Annotated in this window: 22 protein-coding genes; 6 read left to right on the top strand and 16 right to left on the bottom strand. The window is 32.8% G+C overall.

Features of this window, described 5'->3' with window-relative positions; translation table 11 throughout:
• The first annotated feature begins 77 nt into the window (after nt 1-77).
• On the top strand, nt 78-644 hold the full coding sequence (locus ACKI44_RS05065) for a CDP-2,3-bis-(O-geranylgeranyl)-sn-glycerol synthase (protein WP_407422168.1): 567 nt from the start codon (nt 78-80) through the stop codon (nt 642-644).
• Here ACKI44_RS05065 and ACKI44_RS05070 read toward each other — a convergent pair.
• The 5 genes from ACKI44_RS05070 to ACKI44_RS05090 all read right to left on the bottom strand — a co-directional run bounded on the left by ACKI44_RS05070 (nt 641) and on the right by ACKI44_RS05090 (nt 5,038).
• A complete protein-coding gene (locus ACKI44_RS05070) occupies nt 641-1,195 on the bottom strand; it encodes a ribonuclease H (protein WP_407422170.1) in 555 nt (184 codons plus the stop codon). The genes ACKI44_RS05065 and ACKI44_RS05070 overlap by 4 nt on opposite strands.
• Before the next feature lies 1 nt (nt 1,196).
• Nucleotides 1,197-2,222 (bottom strand): hydantoinase/oxoprolinase family protein, encoded by a 1,026-nt coding sequence (locus tag ACKI44_RS05075; RefSeq protein ID WP_407422172.1) that lies wholly within the window; start codon nt 2,220-2,222, stop codon nt 1,197-1,199.
• 3 nt (nt 2,223-2,225) lie between these two features.
• On the bottom strand, nt 2,226-3,293 hold the full coding sequence (locus ACKI44_RS05080; RefSeq protein ID WP_407422174.1) for an ATP-grasp domain-containing protein: 1,068 nt from the start codon (nt 3,291-3,293) through the stop codon (nt 2,226-2,228).
• The gene (wecB, locus tag ACKI44_RS05085; protein WP_407422176.1) at nt 3,277-4,599 is read right to left on the bottom strand and encodes a non-hydrolyzing UDP-N-acetylglucosamine 2-epimerase; all 1,323 of its coding nucleotides are present in this window, start codon (nt 4,597-4,599) and stop codon (nt 3,277-3,279) included. Before wecB ends, ACKI44_RS05080 begins: the two co-directional genes overlap by 17 nt.
• A gap of 100 nt (nt 4,600-4,699) precedes the next feature.
• Nucleotides 4,700-5,038, bottom strand: a complete 339-nt coding sequence (locus ACKI44_RS05090) for a hypothetical protein (protein WP_407422178.1) — start codon at nt 5,036-5,038, stop codon at nt 4,700-4,702.
• 377 nt (nt 5,039-5,415) lie between these two features.
• On the opposite strand from ACKI44_RS05090, the gene ACKI44_RS05095 reads away from it, so the two are divergent.
• Nucleotides 5,416-5,793, top strand: coding sequence for a hypothetical protein (locus ACKI44_RS05095; protein WP_407422180.1), 378 nt, complete (start codon nt 5,416-5,418; stop codon nt 5,791-5,793).
• Nucleotides 5,794-5,816: 23 nt separating this feature from the next.
• Here ACKI44_RS05095 and truA read toward each other — a convergent pair whose 3' ends face one another.
• Complete coding sequence (gene truA, locus ACKI44_RS05100) at nt 5,817-6,677, bottom strand: tRNA pseudouridine(38-40) synthase TruA (RefSeq protein WP_407422182.1); 861 nt, start codon at nt 6,675-6,677, stop codon at nt 5,817-5,819.
• A gap of 61 nt (nt 6,678-6,738) precedes the next feature.
• Between truA and ACKI44_RS05105 the strand changes: the two genes are divergently transcribed.
• Nucleotides 6,739-7,131, top strand: a complete 393-nt coding sequence (locus ACKI44_RS05105; RefSeq protein ID WP_407422184.1) for a hypothetical protein — start codon at nt 6,739-6,741, stop codon at nt 7,129-7,131.
• Nucleotides 7,132-7,142: 11 nt separating this feature from the next.
• Here the strand turns inward: ACKI44_RS05105 and ACKI44_RS05110 are convergent, their stop codons facing one another.
• From ACKI44_RS05110 to ACKI44_RS05125, 4 genes are all read right to left on the bottom strand, one after another.
• Nucleotides 7,143-7,655: a GNAT family N-acetyltransferase gene (locus ACKI44_RS05110; RefSeq protein ID WP_407422186.1), complete on the bottom strand. Its 513-nt coding sequence runs from the start codon at nt 7,653-7,655 to the stop codon at nt 7,143-7,145.
• 63 nt (nt 7,656-7,718) lie between these two features.
• On the bottom strand, nt 7,719-8,573 hold the full coding sequence (locus ACKI44_RS05115; RefSeq protein WP_407422188.1) for an ABC transporter permease: 855 nt from the start codon (nt 8,571-8,573) through the stop codon (nt 7,719-7,721).
• Nucleotides 8,566-9,495, bottom strand: coding sequence for an ABC transporter permease (locus tag ACKI44_RS05120; protein ID WP_407422266.1), 930 nt, complete (start codon nt 9,493-9,495; stop codon nt 8,566-8,568). Before ACKI44_RS05120 ends, ACKI44_RS05115 begins: the two co-directional genes overlap by 8 nt.
• A 111-nt stretch (nt 9,496-9,606) precedes the next feature.
• A complete protein-coding gene (locus tag ACKI44_RS05125) occupies nt 9,607-11,220 on the bottom strand; it encodes an ABC transporter substrate-binding protein (RefSeq protein ID WP_407422190.1) in 1,614 nt (537 codons plus the stop codon).
• Nucleotides 11,221-11,567: 347 nt separating this feature from the next.
• Here ACKI44_RS05125 and ACKI44_RS05130 point away from each other — a divergent pair, with 347 nt between their 5' ends.
• On the top strand, nt 11,568-12,260 hold the full coding sequence (locus ACKI44_RS05130) for a 4Fe-4S double cluster binding domain-containing protein (RefSeq protein WP_407422192.1): 693 nt from the start codon (nt 11,568-11,570) through the stop codon (nt 12,258-12,260).
• Here the strand turns inward: ACKI44_RS05130 and ACKI44_RS05135 are convergent.
• Nucleotides 12,255-12,818: a GNAT family N-acetyltransferase gene (locus tag ACKI44_RS05135; RefSeq protein WP_407422194.1), complete on the bottom strand. Its 564-nt coding sequence runs from the start codon at nt 12,816-12,818 to the stop codon at nt 12,255-12,257. The genes ACKI44_RS05130 and ACKI44_RS05135 overlap by 6 nt on opposite strands.
• Before the next feature lie 144 nt (nt 12,819-12,962).
• On the opposite strand from ACKI44_RS05135, the gene ACKI44_RS05140 reads away from it, so the two are divergent.
• The gene (locus tag ACKI44_RS05140) at nt 12,963-13,910 is read left to right on the top strand and encodes an ABC transporter ATP-binding protein (RefSeq protein WP_407422196.1); all 948 of its coding nucleotides are present in this window, start codon (nt 12,963-12,965) and stop codon (nt 13,908-13,910) included.
• Nucleotide 13,911: 1 nt separating this feature from the next.
• The gene (locus tag ACKI44_RS05145) at nt 13,912-14,526 is read left to right on the top strand and encodes an ABC transporter ATP-binding protein (protein ID WP_407422198.1); all 615 of its coding nucleotides are present in this window, start codon (nt 13,912-13,914) and stop codon (nt 14,524-14,526) included.
• A 92-nt stretch (nt 14,527-14,618) separates the two neighbouring features.
• Here the strand turns inward: ACKI44_RS05145 and ACKI44_RS05150 are convergent, their stop codons facing one another.
• The 5 genes from ACKI44_RS05150 to ACKI44_RS05170 all read right to left on the bottom strand — a co-directional run bounded on the left by ACKI44_RS05150 (nt 14,619) and on the right by ACKI44_RS05170 (nt 19,697).
• Nucleotides 14,619-15,230, bottom strand: coding sequence for an ABC transporter ATP-binding protein (locus ACKI44_RS05150; RefSeq protein ID WP_407422200.1), 612 nt, complete (start codon nt 15,228-15,230; stop codon nt 14,619-14,621).
• Nucleotides 15,220-16,167, bottom strand: a complete 948-nt coding sequence (locus tag ACKI44_RS05155) for an ATP-binding cassette domain-containing protein (protein WP_407422202.1) — start codon at nt 16,165-16,167, stop codon at nt 15,220-15,222. Before ACKI44_RS05155 ends, ACKI44_RS05150 begins: the two co-directional genes overlap by 11 nt.
• 13 nt (nt 16,168-16,180) lie before the next feature.
• Complete coding sequence (locus ACKI44_RS05160; protein WP_407422204.1) at nt 16,181-17,035, bottom strand: ABC transporter permease; 855 nt, start codon at nt 17,033-17,035, stop codon at nt 16,181-16,183.
• Nucleotides 17,025-18,020: an ABC transporter permease gene (locus ACKI44_RS05165; RefSeq protein WP_407422206.1), complete on the bottom strand. Its 996-nt coding sequence runs from the start codon at nt 18,018-18,020 to the stop codon at nt 17,025-17,027. Before ACKI44_RS05165 ends, ACKI44_RS05160 begins: the two co-directional genes overlap by 11 nt.
• Before the next feature lie 63 nt (nt 18,021-18,083).
• Complete coding sequence (locus ACKI44_RS05170; protein ID WP_407422208.1) at nt 18,084-19,697, bottom strand: ABC transporter substrate-binding protein; 1,614 nt, start codon at nt 19,695-19,697, stop codon at nt 18,084-18,086.
• Nucleotides 19,698-19,785 lie beyond the last annotated feature (88 nt).

The following is a 19,785-nucleotide window of genomic DNA, read 5'->3' on the forward strand; positions in this document are numbered from 1 at the left end:
TTTATAGTTATTTAAAACATAAGTACTTTAATGATAATAAACATATAATAAATATAAATTATATTGGAGTAAATTTTATGAATATCGACTTTACAATGTTAGGAATTGTTTGTATCACCGTACTATACTTCTTACTTCCAGCATACATCTCTAATAGCGGAGGACTAATATTTGGCGGTGGAAAACCTCTAGATTGCGGAAAAACCGATTCTAAAGGCAACCGTTGGATAGGGGACGGCGTAACCTGGAGAGGTTTAATCGGAGGTACACTTTTAGGAACATTAGTCGGTGCAATTCAGGGATATTTTGGATTAGACCTTTTATCCATGTTTGGACAATACATAATTACTCCAATACCTGTCGGAGTTATAAATGGAGTAATAATCGGATTTTTACTCGCATTTGGAGCATTAATAGGTGATGCATTAGGCAGTTTTATAAAAAGAAGATTAGGCATCGGTCGTGGAAAACCTGCACCAATACTTGATCAGCTTGATTTTTTAATAGTGGCTTTACTCTTTGCCTCATTAGTTATTAAGTTTGATTTAGGATTTATTTTAATAGCTATTGTATTAACATTAATTATTCATTTAATAGCAAATACCGGCGCATACTTGCTTGGAATAAAAGACGTCTGGTATTAATTGGAATATTTTGATTTGCCACCCAAAAGACCATCATTTTTATCAAAATAAGTAGTTTCTCCAGTTTTAAATGCATCCATTTTAGCATTTACCGCCAATTCATCAGCCTTATTGTTATATTCATTTGATGAATGGCCTTTAACTTTAATGAATTTTAACGTGCACTGTTTTTGACTGATTTCATCCATCAATCCCCAAATGCTTTTAATTATTTTTAGATTTTTAATTGGCCTATTGTCTGATTTTTTCCATCCTCTTTTCTGCCAGTTTTTAGCCCATTTGGTAAATATATCAATGCAATAACCGGAATCAGAACAGATTTCCACAATATCTCCGGATTCACACTTGGATATGAAATCCTTCATGGACGCATATATTGCATATAGCTCCATTTCATTGTTGGTAGTTAAAGGACATCCTCCAGAGCGAGATGAATCCTCAGAATTATCAATCAACAGTACAAATGCCCAGCCACCAGCTTCTCTCACATATTTACCGTTTTTATAGTTCATTGTGGCTGCACCATCAGTATAATAAGTATATTTAGCCATATTAATCATTCAGGTATTTGTTCATCATTACGGAAGTCCCAACTGCAGGTGCAACAACACACTCCTCATCAGTTAAGATATCTCCCATAGATTTAACTTCAAGACCCAATAATTCAGCAGCAGGTCTGTCCAGAATATCTTTTCCCAAACCTGTCGTGATAATTAAGTCCAAGCCCTGAGTTTCATGGACCTGTTTTAATCCATCAGCAATCTGTTCAACCTGTTTTTGGTGAATGAACTTTGAAATTTCTATGATATTTTCTTCAGATAACATTTCCAAATCCGCACAGACTACGCGGGCAATTCTTTTAGCACAGTCAGTTTTTGATTTTGATTCACCGTCAAATGTGTCGCAGACATAATCTTCAGGAGTTATCAGATCCAATACTGTATAAACATCAGCGGTTTGGGCAAATAATTCACTGGCTACACGATATTCTTTTCCATCAAATTCAATCTTGTCTAAAAAGCTGGCAAGATTTGTTCTTAAAGTACCCGTATAGACCAGTTCTCCGGTAGCTGACCTATCAAAATCAGATTTACCTATAGCACATTCCTTACCGTCCTTAATAGGAATAATGTCAGTAGTTGTACTTCCAGTATCAATGAAAATACAATTGTCAGATATTAATGTTGCAATTTGGGCAGTTGCAATCCAATTAGCGGCAGCTGCTTTAAGAGGATCCTTTTCAATTTCTTCTTTAGACATCATCCCGTCAATGCCTACATAAGCGATTGGACATGAAAACGTCTCTTCGCACTTATTTACAACATCGAGAACACCGTCTTTTTTTGTATCATAAGCATCAACAAGCTCGGCAGTCATTGATATGCCCACTGCATCAATTTCTGATAAAGGACATATCTTTTCTATTAATTCCACTAAAACTCTTGATAAGCCATCATTATTACTCCACATTGGAAGATAAGCAAAATCCACTTCAATATTTTTTATTTCACCATTTTCAAAGTCAATGATAGCTAAATCTGTATTTGCTCCACCAATGTCAAAACCTGCAATTTTCATTATTTAAATTCTCCTGATATTTAAGTTATTGCCTTCTTTTTTGAATTCCACTTCACCGTTAAAAGATAAATCAACATCTTTGATGTTTCCTTCAATTATTGTCTTAGTTATATTGAAATCAGCTATCTTTTTAAGTCCAACGTAAGGGGTTGTAAATCTTGAATTTATCTCAAGCAGATAAACAGGATAAATGCCATCATTGCTTATAAGCAAATCAACACCGACAAAACCGTTTAAACCTTCAATAGCTTCACATACGTTTACAGCCACATCAAAAGCATCTTGTCTGAATTCACTTTCAAAAGGTATCTTACCTCCAAGATAAGTTCCCTTATCATTTTTGAGTTCTACAAATTGTTCATTAAGACTTATTGGATAAGCTTTTCCTTCACAGCATATTAAACTGACGCTGACATCAGTTCCATCAATAAATTCCTGTACAATTATTCTGGAACCCGGAGGGAATATTTCCTCCAAATCATAAGATAAATCTTCAATATTTTCAATTATAACAATATCTTCACAATCGACACCAACCAACGGCTTGATTATTAGTTTAAGTGGAGTTAACGGATCTTCAGCTTGCCATTTTTCATGAAGATTTGTGATTGCCCTTTTCCAATACCCCTTAGGGTCTATTTTAAATCGAAAACTTCTTGGCTGAGGAACAGTATTTGGAAGGGATTCGTAAGTTAAAAACTTATCTGAAGAAACAAGACATGCTTCACTTGATGAAGTGAATATTGTAACATCATTATCCTCCAGAATCTTTGTGATATTGTATAAATTATTATTATTTTCAGCAGCTATGAAAATGGCTTTTTTAAAATTTGAAGCATTTTCCTCAAGCCAGGAAATAATATCTGTATCGATTAATATTGGATTAACATTATCATATCCTGAAACAATATCCTCATATGACGTATTGACAACAACATCCAAATTATATTCTTTTAAGTCATCAATTAATGTGAATAATAATGCTTCAGCTTCTGAAATAATACATTTATCCTTTTTGCCTGAAGCGGTGAAATATTCAAACACCAATATAGATTCACTGGAATTCATCATAAGTAACACACATCTCTTTTAAGTTTAATTCATCACTTGGAAAACGCATTTTTTCTCCATCAAATACCATATGGATTAAAGCATTATTCTTTTCTTCAAAGTCTTTGACGGTGATATCTTCATTGATTAATGCCATTTTTCGCTCAAATGATGTCATGATATCTTCGGGAGCTTCTATATTCAACAATCCATTGTCATAGAATTCCTGTATTGCATCAACAGTTTTTTCGGCAGCATCACCTTGTCCATACGGATTAACTGCATCCTTCATTTTTTGTGCAAATTCATCATCATTAAGGATTTTATTTGCATTTTCCAAAATCACATCCTTATCCGAACCTACAAGAATATTTCCGCCGGCAGTTACTGTTTCAGGTCTTTCTGTATTGTACCTTAATGTTAATGCAGGCACATCCAGAGTGATTGCTTCTTCCTGCAGACCACCGGAATCAGTTAAAATCAGAGTAGACTTAGATGTTAACTGTAAAAAGTCCAAGTATCCTATTGGCTTAATGATATGGATATGGTCTAAATTGTTTAACTCATCAAAGAGGCCAAAGTCCTGTAATGTTTTTTTAGTTCTAGGATGTATCGGGAAAATGATATTCATATCACTTAACTCTTTTAAAGCAGAGATAATGTTTGTAACTCTGGTTTTATCATCAACATTTTCTGCCCTGTGCATTGTTAACGTTAAAATGTTATCCATGTTATCAATGTCAAGATCAGCTAAAGATTCTTCTTCAAATCCACGTTTTTTAGCTATTTCCAAGTGCCTGAAACAAGCATCAACAACAGTATTTCCAGTGATAATCAGATTTTTTCTTGAATATCCTTCTGCCAAAAGATTAATGGCTGATTCTTCAGTCGGTATAAAATACATTGATGATGTAACATCACAAACTCTTCTGTTAATCTCTTCAGGCATGGTCATATCAAATGACCTAAGGCCCGCTTCAACATGGCCTACAGCAATGTGCAGTTTAGAAGCGACAAGAGCCCCTGCAAGAACAGCATTGGTATCTCCCTGAACTAAAACAATGTCCGGCTTTTCATCCATTAAAACTTCTTCAATACCCTTCATCATCAAACCGGTTTGTTTACCATGAGAACCTGACCCAACATGAATATTATAATCTGGAGCAGGAATTTCAAGGTCTTTAAAGAAGTTATCAGACATTTCCTTATCATAATGCTGACCAGTATGAATAAGACATAATTCAATATCACGATTTACAATTTCATCTATGATTGGAGCCATTTTAATAATTTCAGGACGTGTTCCAAGCACTACAGCAATTTTCATGAAAATCCCCCAATTTTATTAATTAATATTAAAAAATTTATATGATTAAAAGTATGAATTAGATGGTTAATTAAATTTGTGGAGTTAAGCTAGAAAAAATTCATTTGAATAATTTACCATTATCCGCAATATAATTTTCAACAACAAATGAACCGATAACAAAACCAAATATTAACGGTACAACAGTCATTGCTAGATTAAGTATAAATGCTTCAATAAGAGCTCTTACGGATATCTTTTCAGAATATTTATATTTATCATAAATTGAAACTAAAACGGGAAGCAATGTCATGATTATAGCAAATATAATTACTACTTGAATTGCTAAAAACCATAAATTTGCATCGTTATGATATATTGCCAAGTAAAAACCTAAAGCAAAACCAAAAATAATATCTAAAATACAATATTTATCAAAAATTTGATAAACCTTACTCATTATAAAACCTCATATTATATTTTATTTAATCATTTTAAAATATTTATCGTAATTAGAAAAAATTACCCATCATCATTAATTTATATATGTAAAAAAAAATAATCTTTAATACTTATAAAGCCCATAAATATCAACATCAAAACAAATACGTTTTGATGAGAGGATATATGTTAGATAACTTTTTCAATTATAAAGAAAAGGGTACAAATTTTAAAACAAAAATTATGGCATATATTTTAGGTATTAACCCATCAATGTTGGATGAAGGACGAATGTCAACGACCTAATTATATCCATACAACCTTAAAATTTTTTTAGTGATTGAAATGATTAAAAAAATAGCATTAACATTAACGATACTATTATTTTGTTTAAGTGTGGCCTATGCCACAAATATAAATGATTTAGAAATACCTCATGATTTTTCAGGAAAAAAATCTGATGGACATTACTTTATGCCAAAAGCATATGATAATCCAAGGTTTATAATAGAGGAATATAACGAAAGTGCGCACAACTTTGAAAACAACTCATTATACGGATTTTGGCCTAGTGGTGAAGATAACATATTCTTCTTTTCAAATCGCCAAATTAGTGATATGGGTGGTATAGAATTGGTTGAAATTGACGGAAAAAAATACACAGTTTCAGTACTGTATGCAAGTACATTGATAGATGATGATTATTTAGCAGATTCACTGAAATATATAAAGGAATTCAATCAGCAAAACAATATTACGCCAATTAAACCTTGATACCATCACTTTGAATTATTTTTTTAAAGCAAATCATCCAAACTTTTTATCATTGATTCACGTATAGCATACTTTTTTTGCAAATTATCAAGTGAAGTGATCAGATCCCTTTTAAAGCGCTTACATGCATAGTCATCATATGTGAATTTAATGCCATCATATTGAATATCCATTAAAATTAAATATTCTGCTTCCATCACTTTAATGCTTGCTCTTGGAGAGTTTTCTGGAGGATTCAATAAATCACGAACATCATCCAAAGACATCCTATCCTGTGCAACATCTACAAAGACACGCATCATTTTTCTTACCATATTCCATAAGAATGATTCTCCATAAATATCTACAAAAATAGGAGCGATGGTGTCATGTAAATTAGGAAAATCCCTTTTGTGATAATCGTCCAATTCCACTTTTGTAATCTTAATGTCATCAATTGTTCTTGTAGTTGTCTTTTGAAACCTTTTTGTAAAATTAGTAAAATTATGGGTTCCCTTAAAAATTTCTGCGACTTCATTTAACTTATCAATGTCCAAATCCTGGAATAAGAAATAACGATATTGTCTCATTTGAGCATATCTTGGTTTGAATGCGTAACGAACAGGAGCTTTAGCAAGTATTTGGATATCATCCGGCAAACTGTTATTAATTTCATTGACTCTAACTTCCTTTTCGGACTGGAAGCTGATTACATTGCCCAAACTGTGAACTCCAGCATCAGTTCTGCCTGCAATTCTGAATCGGGATTTCTTTAAATCATCAATATAGTCCAATTTACGTAAATGATAGATTAATTCTTCCTCAACAGTCCGGACATTGGGCTGTCTTTGAAAACCGTGAAAATTAGTTCCGATATATCCAATCTTTAAAGCTGTTCGTTTCATCATTAATACTATAAAGTTCAATATAAAAAAATATATCTATCATTGTGTATAACATGTTAATATGGAAAACAAAACCATCATAATAATATTATCAATTATCGCAATAATATTGGCTATTGGAGTTGTTGTAGAAGTTTTTGTTTTAAATAATAATGCACAACAGATAAATGTTGTGAATAATACTACAACATCACAAAACACCACAGTTGTATCAATTTCAAACGAATCACAGCAGGTGGATCCAATTGAAGCAAACAGACCAAAAAATGACCCAAATTACAAAGGTTATACTCCGCTTCATGAAAGTGAAATAACAAGCGATGGTTGGAATCCTCGAGAACACGAAACATATCGCGAAAATATGCCTGACGGGTCACAGAAAATTCATTATGATGATGGCTACTTCAGAATTGTCGATAAAAATGGATATGTGATAACCTACGGTTACGGTTAATTCTAAAAAAATTAATACTTTTTTAAATTTTTTATCATATGGGTTGTTTCATCATAGTCATCTTCTTCAATAGTTATTTCATAACCTAAAGATTTCCAAAATGGCAAACCTGCTTCAAGGTATCTATGTGTATGCAAGTATATTTTATCATAAGATTTACTATATGCAAAATCCTCAATTTTAGCTACAAGATTTCGGGCAAGACCATGTCTTCTATAATTTTCATCGACCATTAACCTCCAAATGCTTGCAGTATCATCTTTTGTATAAACACCTTTAAAAAAATCATAGCCCAAATCATAAGCTCTCAGACCAACACTTGCAACAATTTTATCACCATCAAAAGCTGCAAAAAATGTATTTCGCTCAGGCAATATATAATACTCGTCCATTGATTCAATATCATAATGAAACTTAGGAGTTGGACCAATACCATACTCTTTCATGATTTGGTCATACAAAAAGTCCTGAACAATACGAATCTCATTTTCATTATTATTAACTTCTCTAATTTCAATATTCATAGTATCCCATAATTTTAAAAAAAAAGATTTAAAGAGAAATAAGAATTTCTCTTAGATTAATTTTTATTCCTGTGCAGTTTCAGGATTGAGTAATTTTTCAACATTTTCTCCAATTAAATCAAACAATAAAACTACTATCAACAGAGACATACCAGGATAGAATGCTAACCACCAATATCCTGATGATAAGTAATTCATTGATTCAGCCAAAATTACCCCAATTGCCGGTTCATGAGGAGGTAAACCAAATCCTAAGAAAGTAATTGCTGCTTCGTGCATAATCGCATGCGGAAACATCAAAATTATACCAACAATAATTTGAGATATGATTAATGGGAAAATGTGTTTAAGAGCAATCCAAACTCTACTTCTACCCAGATTTTCAGCCAAAGAAATATATTCTTTAGTTTTAATTTCTTTTACTTCAGACCTAAGAACTCTTGCAAGTGGTGTCCAGTGCGTTAGACCTACACCCATAATAACACCATATACGCCCCCACCGAACATTATTGAAACAATAATGATTAAAAGAATATGGGGAATGGAACCGAACAAATCAATGATTCCGGCAACACATTCGTCTGCAACTTTATTGAAACTTGAGAATAGTCCCAAAATGATAGAAATGCATGTACTAACAGCAGATGCAATAAAACCTACCATCAGACTTAATCCAAGACCCGCAATGGTTCGCTGAAACATGTCTCTTCCCATCCAATCGGTTCCGAAAAGATGTTCTAAAGATGGCATCTGATTAGCATTTACAAAACTGGTTGGGATATCCCTTATAAAATAACCGGAAACAAAAATGCTTATGATAACCAATGCAGAAATACCAATAATTACAAAGGTCTTTGTCCTGAGATTTGCAGAATATAAAAACCATTGCCTTTTATCATCAGTTTTTTTCTTAATCATTGAACTCGTTCTCCTTAATTCTTGGATCTATGAAATAATATGAAATATCTGCAAGGAGGTTTCCAACAAATACGAATATTGCACTAATAACAACAATACCTAAAAACAATGGCACATCATTTTGAAGACCTGCAGCTACTGCCGTTTGACCAATACCCGGATATGAAAATACCTGTTCCACCATAACTGCACCACCAAACAATTCACTGAATGATAAGAATTGTAATGTGATTGCAGGTAATAATATATTTCTTATTCCATGATTTTTAACTAAATCCCAGCCTTTTTCTCCTCTAGATTTTGCAAATAATACATAATCAGAAGATAAAACTTGAACTAATTCATTACGTGTATACATTGCAATTGGTGCCAAACCGACTAAACTCAAGGTCAATGTAGGAAGAACCAGCCTTGATGCCCACTCCATAAATGTCGCATCCGTACTTTTTACACCTATCGGAACTCCGAATCCTATTGGGAACCAACCCAAATAGACTGAAAATACCATTAAAACAAGCATTCCAACCCAAAAAGATGGAGCAGATTGAATTGCATAGCAATATACTTTTATAGCCTTATCAATCCATGACCCTTTATTTTTACCAGCAACTACCCCAAATACAAAACCAAGAATTCCGCTTAATACCCAAGATATAGCCATCAAAACTACAGAAGCAGAAAACTTATCTATAATTACATCCATGACAGGGGCACGATATATCAATGAAGTCCCAAGATTACCTTGAATTAAATCTAAAAGCCAATGATATATTTTTGTCGGTAATGGAACGTTAGTACCAAAATACTGTTCTAAAATTTGACGTTGGGCTTCTGATACAGTAGCACCTTTTAAATAAGCATTAACTGGATCAATAGGGGATAAATCCAATAATACAAAACTAAAAATTGCAACAGCAATCATCAATATTATAAAACGAACTAATTTATAACCAAAATATTTTGCTATTTTTTGTTTATTCAATGAAATAAACCCCCTTAAAAAATTTTAAAAAAAAAATAAAAAAGGAAATGATTAAGCTGTGGAATTGGTTCTAGTCCATTCACAGATATTAATCAAAACATCATTTCCTAAACCAGTAGGCTGGTGTCCAATATCAATACCATTTTTAATGAAATAGTTGTAGTCATAGTTTACAAGCCATGCAAATGGAGCATCACCAGCAGGACCCCATCCTCCGCCGTTAACAAGAGCGGATTGTGCCCATAAAGTATTGGAACTGTTTAAATCAGTTGAATGCATTGCATCTTCCATCAATTTATCAGAAGCGGAATTGTTGTATAAGTTAGGATTCATATAGAAATCATCTGCTTCTTTACTGTGATATTGTTGATAAATTGATTTGTATGGGTCTGGAGAGGTTTGTTGCATTACTGCAGCAGAACTGTACATATTTGCATAAATGGTATCCCAGTCAGCACCTACGAGTTTTACTTCAATACCTAATTCTTTAGCTTGTTCCGCAAATACTGTTGCGAGAGATTGTCTGTCAAGATAATCTGGTGGGTAGTATAAATCAAATGATGCTTTTGTACCATTTTTCTCTAGAATTCCATCACCATCAGTATCTTCCCATCCGCCTTCTTTCAAGATTTGTTTTGCCTGAGTGACATTAGCATCCTGGACTTTAGCATCAGGGTTTGCATAGTCTCTTGTATCTACACTTGTGAATTCAGGTTTAGCGTGACCTGAGAATATTTCATCACACATTTTTTGACGGTCAATACCAACGTTTAAAGCTTCCCTAATAGATTTATCAGCAGTTACATTGTTACCTATTTTGGAACCTGCCGGACTGACAGCACCAGTATCTTCAAGGTATGGGAAAGATATTCCTTGTGCTCTTCCTGCAGACACTTCATAGAATTGGTAACCATTTACACTTTGATTTAATGCGGAAGTTGCAACAGGTACAACATCAACTTGACCGGATTTAGCGAGTTCTAACCAAGTAGCTTCATCAGGGAATAATAAGGTAACTTGAGTAAAGTATGGTTTATCACCATAATAATTATCATTTATTTTGAATATTGCTTGTTGACCTTTATCCCAGTGGTCTAATACATATGGTCCAGTACCAATAGGATTTTGACCATAGGTAGAATTATCATATTCTTCAGGTACAATACCAAGGTATCTTAAATCATAAAGAAATGTTGATCTTGGTTCTACTAATTGGAATTCAACACAAGTATCGTTTTTAGCAGTTGCTTTTTCAAGATTGGTTAAATCCAAGTCTGATTCAGTTTCTTTTGCTTTGTTAAATGTGAATGCAACATCTTTTGCATCGAATGTTGAATTGTCTGAGAATTTAACGTCATTTCTTAAGTTTACAGTCCATGTTTTTCCATCTTGACTGATTGAATAATCAGTAGCTAAATCTGGAACAATAGTTCCATTTGAATCTGTTTTAAATAAACAGCTTTGTACTAATGGATTATAGTTCTGGTGTCCACATCCCCAACCAGTAAGTGGGTCAAAACCGGATTTCGGTTCTTTAATATTACTGTGTGCTGCAACAGTTAAATGAGTAGGATCAGAGTCAGTTGAACCACCCATAAAGAAAAATGCAGCTGCAATAATAACCACGAGAACCACAACTCCACCAATCAATATTTTTTTGTCCATAAAATATTCTCCATATTAAATTTGAAAAAATATATTAAAACTAAAAGTATTACTTTTTATTAGAAAATTCTTCAATTAGTAATACTTTTTTTTATTATTTTAATATGATTATTAGTATGTAATAAAACAATATAAAAATATATTTATTACTATTAAAGAAAATTTGACGAATAAACATTTTTTAATAATCAATATCCAAAACAAACAATTTAAAAATTTTAGAATTAATAAATTATTATAAATAACTAATATTAAGAACATAAAAATATACAAACTAAACATATTATGTACAATGAAAAGTAATACAAAACTTAAATTTAAATAATAACACTTTTAAATATTTGCCCATGGATTTATCTTTAAAACTAAAAAAATTTCTAATTGATAATGGTGCAAGTGAAGTAGGCTTTGCAGACATCACCAATTTTACACCAAAAAAAGGATTGAATACTGGAGTTGTTTTTTATATCACATATCCAAAAGAAATCATCAAAAACATGCAAAACGCACCAACACCAGAATATCTTGAGGAATTAATAAGTTTAAATACACGATTGGATGCACTTGGAATGAAATGTGAAGAGTTTCTTATTAATGAAGGATATTATGCTTATGCCCAAACAAAAAAAAGATTAGGAACTGATTTCGGTGAATTTAATTCATTTGAATTGCCCCACAAGACCATTGCAACACGTGCAGGTTTAGGTTGGATTGGAAAATCTGCATTATTCACCACATCACAATATGGATCTGCTTTAAGATTATCCTCCGTATTAACAAACGCACCACTTAACATTGGAAAACCAATACTTAAATCAAAATGCGGCAAATGTATGGAATGTAGGGATGCCTGCTTGGGTGGAGCGATAAGCGGAAAAGAATGGAATTATAAACTTAAAAGAAATGACTTTTATGATGATAAAAAATGTGAAAAATATGCTCTTATAGTTTCTAAGGAAAATTTAGGAAAAGCAGATACAGTATGCGGAAAATGCATCTTTGCATGTCCACACACTCAAAAATACATAAAAAAATTATAATTTTACAGCATATTTAAAATCAGTTGCTTGAGGATTGATTTCCAATTCATGAATCTGTTTATCCATATGAACCGTTTGAAGTTCATCATCAGAATCCAAAGCAACGACAAAACCCATTTTGGACCAGAATTCAATAGCCCCATCTAAATTTTTATGAGTATGCAAATAAATATCTCTAAAACCGACCTCATTTGCAAATCTTTCGGCGATGCAAAACATTTTAGAAGCCAAACCGCAACGCCTACATCTTCTATCTACAAATAATCTCCATATGCTTGAAGTTGTATCTTTAGAGTATAAATGTCTAAACTCTGGAAAATCTTTATCATAAGCCCTTATTCCAATTGTTGCTATTATTTCACCAGTTTCTTCAGCATATGCTACAAAAAAATTATTTTTTTCTGGGTTAATATAAAATTCATCCATATGTACAATATCTTGATGCCATTCAGGAACATAATCATAACCAAATTCAATTTTTATCATTTTAAATAAAAATTCCTGAACCTCCTGAATTTGTTTTGAATCATTGGATAATTTCTTAATTTCAACATTCATTGTAACACCCAATTAAAAAGTATTACTTTATAGTTAAAAATTATGTTATTAGTAATACTTTTTTATTAATTTTGAATAACTTTAATATTGATAAAGTATAAAATAGTATTTAAAAGTTATCATTTATTATCAAAAGGTGATTAAATGGAAAAATTATTAGATGTTGAAAATGTTTCAATATCATTCATCCAATATACTAAAGGATTAAATCAAAGAAATCTAAAAGTAATTACTGATTTAACATTAGACATATCCGAAGGAGAGATATTAGCCGTTTTAGGGTCAAGCGGTTCTGGAAAAAGTTTACTTGCACACGCAATATTTGGAATACTTCCCGATAATGCAGATTTAAATGGAAAAATTAAATTTAAAGGAAAAGAATTATCACAAGAAGACAAGGAAGAAATAAGAGGTAAAGACATAGTTTTAGTGCCTCAATCCGTTAACTTTTTAGATCCATTAATGAAAATTTCAGATCAAGCTATTGGACATACCGGAAGTGATGATGAAAAAGCTGAAAAGAAAGTGAAGCAAAGAGAAATCTTTGAACATTATAATTTAGGTCCTGAAGTAGATGATATGTACCCATTCCAATTATCCGGAGGAATGGCAAGAAGAGTGCTTGTTTCAACTGCATTGCTATCAGATCCCAAACTCGTTGTAGCAGATGAACCGACACCAGGACTTGATGAAAAAACTGTAGAAGAAACATTAAATCATTTTAAACACATGAAAGAAGATGGAATTGGAGTGCTTCTTATCACACACGATATCCATGCAGCTTTAGAAGTTGCAGATAGAATAGGAATATTCTATTCAGGATATGTAATCGAAATTGCTAAAACAGAAGACTTTTCCGGAGATGGGGAAAACTTACTTCACCCATACACAAAATTACTATACAAAGCATTGCCTGCCAATGGATTTGAATTAACCAAAGGACACCAACCATTGCATGGGGAAATTCAGGAAGGCTGTCCTTTCTATGACAGATGCGAAATGAAATTCGACAGATGCAAAAACGAAAAACCTGAATTACTTGATCTTGGAGATAAAAAAGTCAGATGCTTTAAATATGAAGAAGGTGCATAATATGAAACTTGAAGCTAAAAACATTTCATTTAAATATCCGTCTGCTAAAAACTACTTATTAAAAGACGTCAATCTTGAATTAGACAACAAAAAAATTATTGGATTGATTGGTGACAGCGGTAGTGGAAAATCAACATTATGTAAAATTTTATCCGGTTATGTTACTAAATACGAAGGAGATGTGATATTCGATGGTAATCCTCTTCCCAAAAAAGGATTTAAACCTGTTCAGCTAATTTACCAACACCCTGAAAAAGTAATGAATCAAAAATGGAAAATGAAACAGGTTTTAGAGGAATCCTGGGATGTGCCTGATGACATACTTTCTGAATTTGGTATTCAAAAATCCTGGTTAACAAGATTTCCACAGGAATTATCCGGCGGAGAACTACAAAGATTTTCTGTAGTACGGTCACTAAATCCTGAAACCAAGTTTCTAATTGCAGACGAAATGACAACAATGCTTGATGCAATAACTCAAGTGCAAATCCTTGATTCAGTTTTAAAAATAGTTAAAAAAAGAAATATGGGATTTTTACTTGTAAGTCACGATATGCCTTTAGTTGAAACCATATGTGACGAAAAAATATATTTAAAAGATATTAATGGTGTTTAATCATTAATATACTCTTTTATTTTATCTAATTCCACCAAAAACCTAACCATTAATGTTAAATTAATAAAAAAATAAAAAAAGAAAAAGTATTTTTAAAGATTATTAATCTCATTGAAATACAAAATATCATCGCAGATGACTTCAAGCAATTCTGGGTCATGACTAACGGCCAATATACCAATATTGTTGGCTTTAGCATGATTTATGAGTGCTTCCCATATTTGTACCTGTGTTACAGCATCAAGCATGGTACTTATCTCATCAGCAATGATGAATTTTGTTTTTGGATTAAGGGCTCTTAAAATACTGAAACGTTGCAATTCCCCTCCGGAAAGTTCGCTCGGCCAACGTGTTAACCATGAGTCTTTAAGACCAAAAGTGTCCTTTAATTCCTGAGTTGGAGTCCATGCTTCATTCAATACTTTTTCCATCTTCCATTTAGGATTCATTGTCTTTTCTGGATGCTGAAAAATTAATTGTACAGGATAATAATCCTTATCTGGAATTTCCTTACCCTCCAAAGTAACATTTCCGGAATAATGAGAAATGTATCCTGCCATAATCTTACATAATGTGGATTTTCCACTACCACTATCCCCGATTAAACCGATGATTTGATTACTGTTGACAGACAATGAAACATCCTTTAATATTTGTCTTTTCTTATTATATGAAAAAGAAATATTTTCCGCTTTAAGCTCCATCATTAGCCCCCTTGAAATTGAAACACCTAATCATCACACCATCATGTTCCTCTAGTTCTGGAATGTTATTTTCACATTTGTCTAAGCATATAGGACAGTTTTCGTAATATGGACATCCTGTAACCTCACCTAATGGCTGGACACCTTCAGTTAATTTGAAACCGTTTCTTGGCAATGCATTAATTAAAGCTTTAGTATATGGATGCAACACGTTATCCGCATCTTTAAAGTTCTCTACATCATTGATTTCAATAACATAACCTGAATAAAAAATTGCAATCCTATCTGCAGTTTTTAGGGCAACATCGATTTCATGAGTAATTAATAAAACACCTTTTCCATGTTCTTTTAAGTTTCTAATGTCTTGTATTGTTTCTTCAACACTTTTAGCATCAAGCCCCGGTGTCGGTTCATCAGCAATTAACAAATCAGGATCTCCGATTAAAGCAGTGGACAACAATACTTTTCTAGCCATTCCTCCAGACAATTCAAAAGGATACAAATCATCCACACTTTCATCAAGCCCATATTTGGAAAAGATTTCTCTTTGCCTTAACTTTTTCTCTTTATGTTCAGTTTCATCCTTACATTCACCAATGGCCTGTTCAGATACTTTCATTAAAGGATCAAGGTAGTTTACAGACTGAGGTATTAAACAGATTTCTTTACCCCTCAATCTTTCCTTTAACCCTTGGTCCAAAACGGCACCCTTATATTTAAGTTCACCTGTTACATTAGCATTGTAAGGCAAAATACCTAAAATTGAATGAGCCAAAAGGCTTTTTCCTGAACCACTGGAACCCAATACTGCAACAATCTCACTTTCATTAATATCAATTGTCAAATCAGATATTACCTTCGAATCGTGCCTATTTAATCCTTGAACGTACTGAGTAAAAGATATTGATAAATTATTTACTTCCAATAAATTTCCCATAATATCACCAAATCTAGTTATTAGCCTCCGAAGGGTCAAATAATCGCTTTAGATTTTCTCCGATAATATCAAACAACAATACAACTATCAATAATGCTAAACCTGGGAAGAACGCTAACCACCATGCACCCATAGCAAGATAAGTCATAGATTCAGATAAGATTATACCAATTGCCGGTTCGTGCGGTGATAAACCAAATCCTAAAAAGGTTACGCTTGATTCGTGCATAATCGCATGCGGAAATACAAGTAATGTTCCTACAAAAATCTGGGACAATACCAAAGGCAAAATATGTTCCTTTGCAATCCAAAATTTACTTTTACCAAATCTTCTAGATAAATTCACATATTCTGATGTATTAATTTGCAGTACTTCAGCTCTTAAAACTCTTGTTAAGTTAACCCAATGTGAAAATGCTACAGCCATCATTACACCAAATGCTCCTTTACCTAATCCAATAGATATCATCATAATTAATAAAATGTGAGGTATTGAAGCAAATAAATCAATTAACCAAGATACAAACTCATCACAGAATTTGTTAAAACTTGCAAGAAAAGCCAAAATTGTAGCAATAATACTGGAAATTATTGAAGCGGCCAATCCAATCATGATACTTAAGCTTAAACCTTTCAATGTTCTGATGAACATGTCCCTTCCCATCCAATCAGTACCGAAAATATGTTCAAAGGACGGAGGTTTCATCTTTATAGCAAAATCCGTAGGTAAATTAGCATCAATCATCGTTCCACTAATGAAAATGATTAATAAAAGTAAACCTGTGAGTGCTATTGTTAAAAGCGTTTTTTGTCTTAAATTAAGAGAACTAAACAATCCTCTATTATACCATGGCAAATCACTCATCATCCTCACTCCTAATTCTCGGATCAACATATTCATAAATTATATCTGCTATGAAATTTCCTGCAAACACAAATATGGCTGAGATAATAACAATGCCCAACAATAATGGAACATCTGACCTTAAACCTGCAGCTACTGTTGCCTGACCGATACCGGGATATGCAAATACCTGTTCTACAAGGATTGTTCCACCGAATAACTCATTGAATGATAAAAACTGAATTGTGATTGCTGGAAGCAATATGTTCCTTATTCCGTGATTTTTTATTATTCCCCAGAAACTTTCTCCTCTAGCTTGTGCAAACAAGAAATAATCACTTTTTTTAACATTGATAAGTTTATCTCTCGTATACATTGTTAAAGAAGCAATTCCCACAATACTTAAGGTTATTGCAGGCAATATCAACCTATATAACCACTGCCAAAATGTGACAGTGTCGGATAATTGTCCAATTGGAACTGAAAGTCCTATAGGGAACCATCCTAAATATACTGAGAAAACCATTAAAAGTACTAATCCTACCCAAAATGTAGGGGTGGATTGCAATATGTAACAATAAGTTTTAATTGCCTTATCTATTAAGGTTCCTTCTTTTGCACCGGCAATGACACCTAAACCAAAACCTACAACAGCAGAAATTACCCAGGAAACAACCATAAGAGTTAATGATGCTGTGAATTTTTGGACAATAACTTCAGTTACCGGTATCCTATAGATTAATGAAAAACCCATACTTCCGGATGCTAAAGTTTGAAGCCATCCCACTACTCTTTCACCCAGAGATAAGTTCGTTCCCCAATATTCGCCTATAATAGCCAATTGTTCTTGACTAATAATTCTTTGTCCAAGATAAGCTTTAACCGGATCAATTGGAGATAGTTGTATCATTATAAAACTGATTGCTGCAATAACAATTAATAAAATTAGTAATCTAATGGCTTTAAATCCTAAAAATTTAACTAATTTTTTACTGTTAATTTTAACCATCTCGTATAAATTTACTTAAAAAAAAGAAAAAAATAAATGATTTATAAGAATAAATCATTCAAATTATTTTTTATCAGTTGATGTTGTGTTAATACGTTTCCAATCGTAGATGTTACCCCAGATATCTCCACCGTGAGGATAAATGAGATGTGTACCATTAGAAATGTCTAAGGAATCACTGACAAAGTATGTGTAATCAACAGTTCCAATCCATAAGAATGGGTAATGTGAGTTAGCTTGTTGAGCTGCTTGGCTCCAGGTAGCATATGAGCTGTTTACATCTTGAGCCATAGCTGAGTCAATAGATGAATCTACTGAAGAGTCGTTGAGCGCTTCAGGATTGTCATAACCAACACAAGCTACTCTTGAATCATATTGATGTTCAATTTCAAATGGATCTGCTGAACCGAATCCCCATACTACACCTTGAGAGTATTTGTTAGGGTCAATATCATCCCAACTTCCACCAACAGGAGTAATTTGGATACCAATTTGTTTAGCTTGTTCTGCAACAGCTACTGCAATAGCTTGTCTTTCTGTTGCTTTTGAATTATAATATACTGAAAATTCTGCTTTGGTACCGTTTTTCTCTACGATTCCATCGCCATCAGTATCATTCCATCCTGCTTCAGCAAGAACTGCTTTTGCTTGGTCAACATTACTATCATTAAATGTAGAAGTGAATGCCCAAGGCAATTGATTTGCTACACCATTGAATGATACGTTACCATATCCATTGAATGCACCATCCAATAATTGTTGTCTGTTAATACCAATGTTTAATGCTTCTCTTATTGCTGGATCACCAGTTACATTATTACCAATAGTGACATTATCTTCACTCATTTTTCCAGTATCATTTTGGGTTGGTAAAGATATACCACGTACATCTATTGAATCAAAGTACTCTAAGTGGTAACCTTTAACTGTTTCATTTGCATATGCGAGCTGTACTTCAGCAATGTCTACATCACCATTTTTAACAGCTGCAAATGCTGCATCAGGGTCTAAGAATAAGTTAGTTATTTTTTCAAAGTATGGTTCAGGACCATAGTAATCAGGGTTCTTTTCTAAAATAAATTGTTGTCCTTTATCCCATTGAGCTAATTTATAAGGTCCGGAACCTATTGGGTTTTGACCGTATGTTTCATTATTATAATTAGCTTCCGGAACGATACCGACATCAGTCAATTTGTTAATAAATGTTGAATCTGATTTGTTTAAAGTGAATACTACTTTATTACCATCAGCTTTAGCTTCAAGCATAGAAGTTAAATCCGCACCTTCCCCTAATTCTTTAGCTTTATTATATGAGAATGCTACATCTTTAGCAGTTAATTGAGAACCATCTGTGAATTTTACATCATCACGTATTTCTACGGTATAATTTTTATAATCATCAGAAATGGTATAATTTGTTGCTAAGTCATTTACGAAATTATTGTCTTTATCTCTTTTTAAGATTGTACTTTGTATGAGCGGTTCTATTCCAGAATCGTGGTATCCCCAACCGTGCATTGGGTCAAAACCAAATTCTGGCTCTTCACCGTGAGCAGCAACACAAGCTACTAATTCATTAGGAGCATGTTCTGTGCTTCCCCCGCCCAAAGCGAATGCTGCTATACCAACTATTGCTATAACAGCAACAATTGCACCAATAATAATCTTTTTATCCATTTTATTTTCCTCGTTAAATTATATTATTATATATTAAAGTAATATTCACATTAGTATTACAAAATTATAAAAATATATTAAATTAGTA

Origin of the sequence: Methanobrevibacter sp., from assembly GCF_045646205.1 — an archaeon.
Classification (GTDB): Archaea; Methanobacteriota; Methanobacteria; order Methanobacteriales; family Methanobacteriaceae; genus Methanocatella.

What these genes read in the sequence shown, in the direction of transcription:
- ACKI44_RS05065 (WP_407422168.1), top strand. Translation starts at nt 78, where the DNA reads ATGAATATCGACTTTACAATGTTAGGAATTGTTTGTATCACCGTACTA.
- ACKI44_RS05070 (WP_407422170.1), bottom strand. Translation starts at nt 1,195, where the DNA reads ATGGCTAAATATACTTATTATACTGATGGTGCAGCCACAATGAACTAT.
- ACKI44_RS05075 (WP_407422172.1), bottom strand. Translation starts at nt 2,222, where the DNA reads ATGAAAATTGCAGGTTTTGACATTGGTGGAGCAAATACAGATTTAGCT.
- ACKI44_RS05080 (WP_407422174.1), bottom strand. Translation starts at nt 3,293, where the DNA reads ATGATGAATTCCAGTGAATCTATATTGGTGTTTGAATATTTCACCGCT.
- wecB (WP_407422176.1), bottom strand. Translation starts at nt 4,599, where the DNA reads ATGAAAATTGCTGTAGTGCTTGGAACACGTCCTGAAATTATTAAAATG.
- ACKI44_RS05090 (WP_407422178.1), bottom strand. Translation starts at nt 5,038, where the DNA reads ATGAGTAAGGTTTATCAAATTTTTGATAAATATTGTATTTTAGATATT.
- truA (WP_407422182.1), bottom strand. Translation starts at nt 6,677, where the DNA reads ATGAAACGAACAGCTTTAAAGATTGGATATATCGGAACTAATTTTCAC.
- ACKI44_RS05105 (WP_407422184.1), top strand. Translation starts at nt 6,739, where the DNA reads ATGGAAAACAAAACCATCATAATAATATTATCAATTATCGCAATAATA.
- ACKI44_RS05110 (WP_407422186.1), bottom strand. Translation starts at nt 7,655, where the DNA reads ATGAATATTGAAATTAGAGAAGTTAATAATAATGAAAATGAGATTCGT.
- ACKI44_RS05115 (WP_407422188.1), bottom strand. Translation starts at nt 8,573, where the DNA reads ATGATTAAGAAAAAAACTGATGATAAAAGGCAATGGTTTTTATATTCT.
- ACKI44_RS05120 (WP_407422266.1), bottom strand. Translation starts at nt 9,495, where the DNA reads ATGATTGCTGTTGCAATTTTTAGTTTTGTATTATTGGATTTATCCCCT.
- ACKI44_RS05125 (WP_407422190.1), bottom strand. Translation starts at nt 11,220, where the DNA reads ATGGACAAAAAAATATTGATTGGTGGAGTTGTGGTTCTCGTGGTTATT.
- ACKI44_RS05130 (WP_407422192.1), top strand. Translation starts at nt 11,568, where the DNA reads ATGGATTTATCTTTAAAACTAAAAAAATTTCTAATTGATAATGGTGCA.
- ACKI44_RS05135 (WP_407422194.1), bottom strand. Translation starts at nt 12,818, where the DNA reads ATGAATGTTGAAATTAAGAAATTATCCAATGATTCAAAACAAATTCAG.
- ACKI44_RS05140 (WP_407422196.1), top strand. Translation starts at nt 12,963, where the DNA reads ATGGAAAAATTATTAGATGTTGAAAATGTTTCAATATCATTCATCCAA.
- ACKI44_RS05145 (WP_407422198.1), top strand. Translation starts at nt 13,912, where the DNA reads ATGAAACTTGAAGCTAAAAACATTTCATTTAAATATCCGTCTGCTAAA.
- ACKI44_RS05150 (WP_407422200.1), bottom strand. Translation starts at nt 15,230, where the DNA reads ATGGAGCTTAAAGCGGAAAATATTTCTTTTTCATATAATAAGAAAAGA.
- ACKI44_RS05155 (WP_407422202.1), bottom strand. Translation starts at nt 16,167, where the DNA reads ATGGGAAATTTATTGGAAGTAAATAATTTATCAATATCTTTTACTCAG.
- ACKI44_RS05160 (WP_407422204.1), bottom strand. Translation starts at nt 17,035, where the DNA reads ATGATGAGTGATTTGCCATGGTATAATAGAGGATTGTTTAGTTCTCTT.
- ACKI44_RS05165 (WP_407422206.1), bottom strand. Translation starts at nt 18,020, where the DNA reads ATGGTTAAAATTAACAGTAAAAAATTAGTTAAATTTTTAGGATTTAAA.
- ACKI44_RS05170 (WP_407422208.1), bottom strand. Translation starts at nt 19,697, where the DNA reads ATGGATAAAAAGATTATTATTGGTGCAATTGTTGCTGTTATAGCAATA.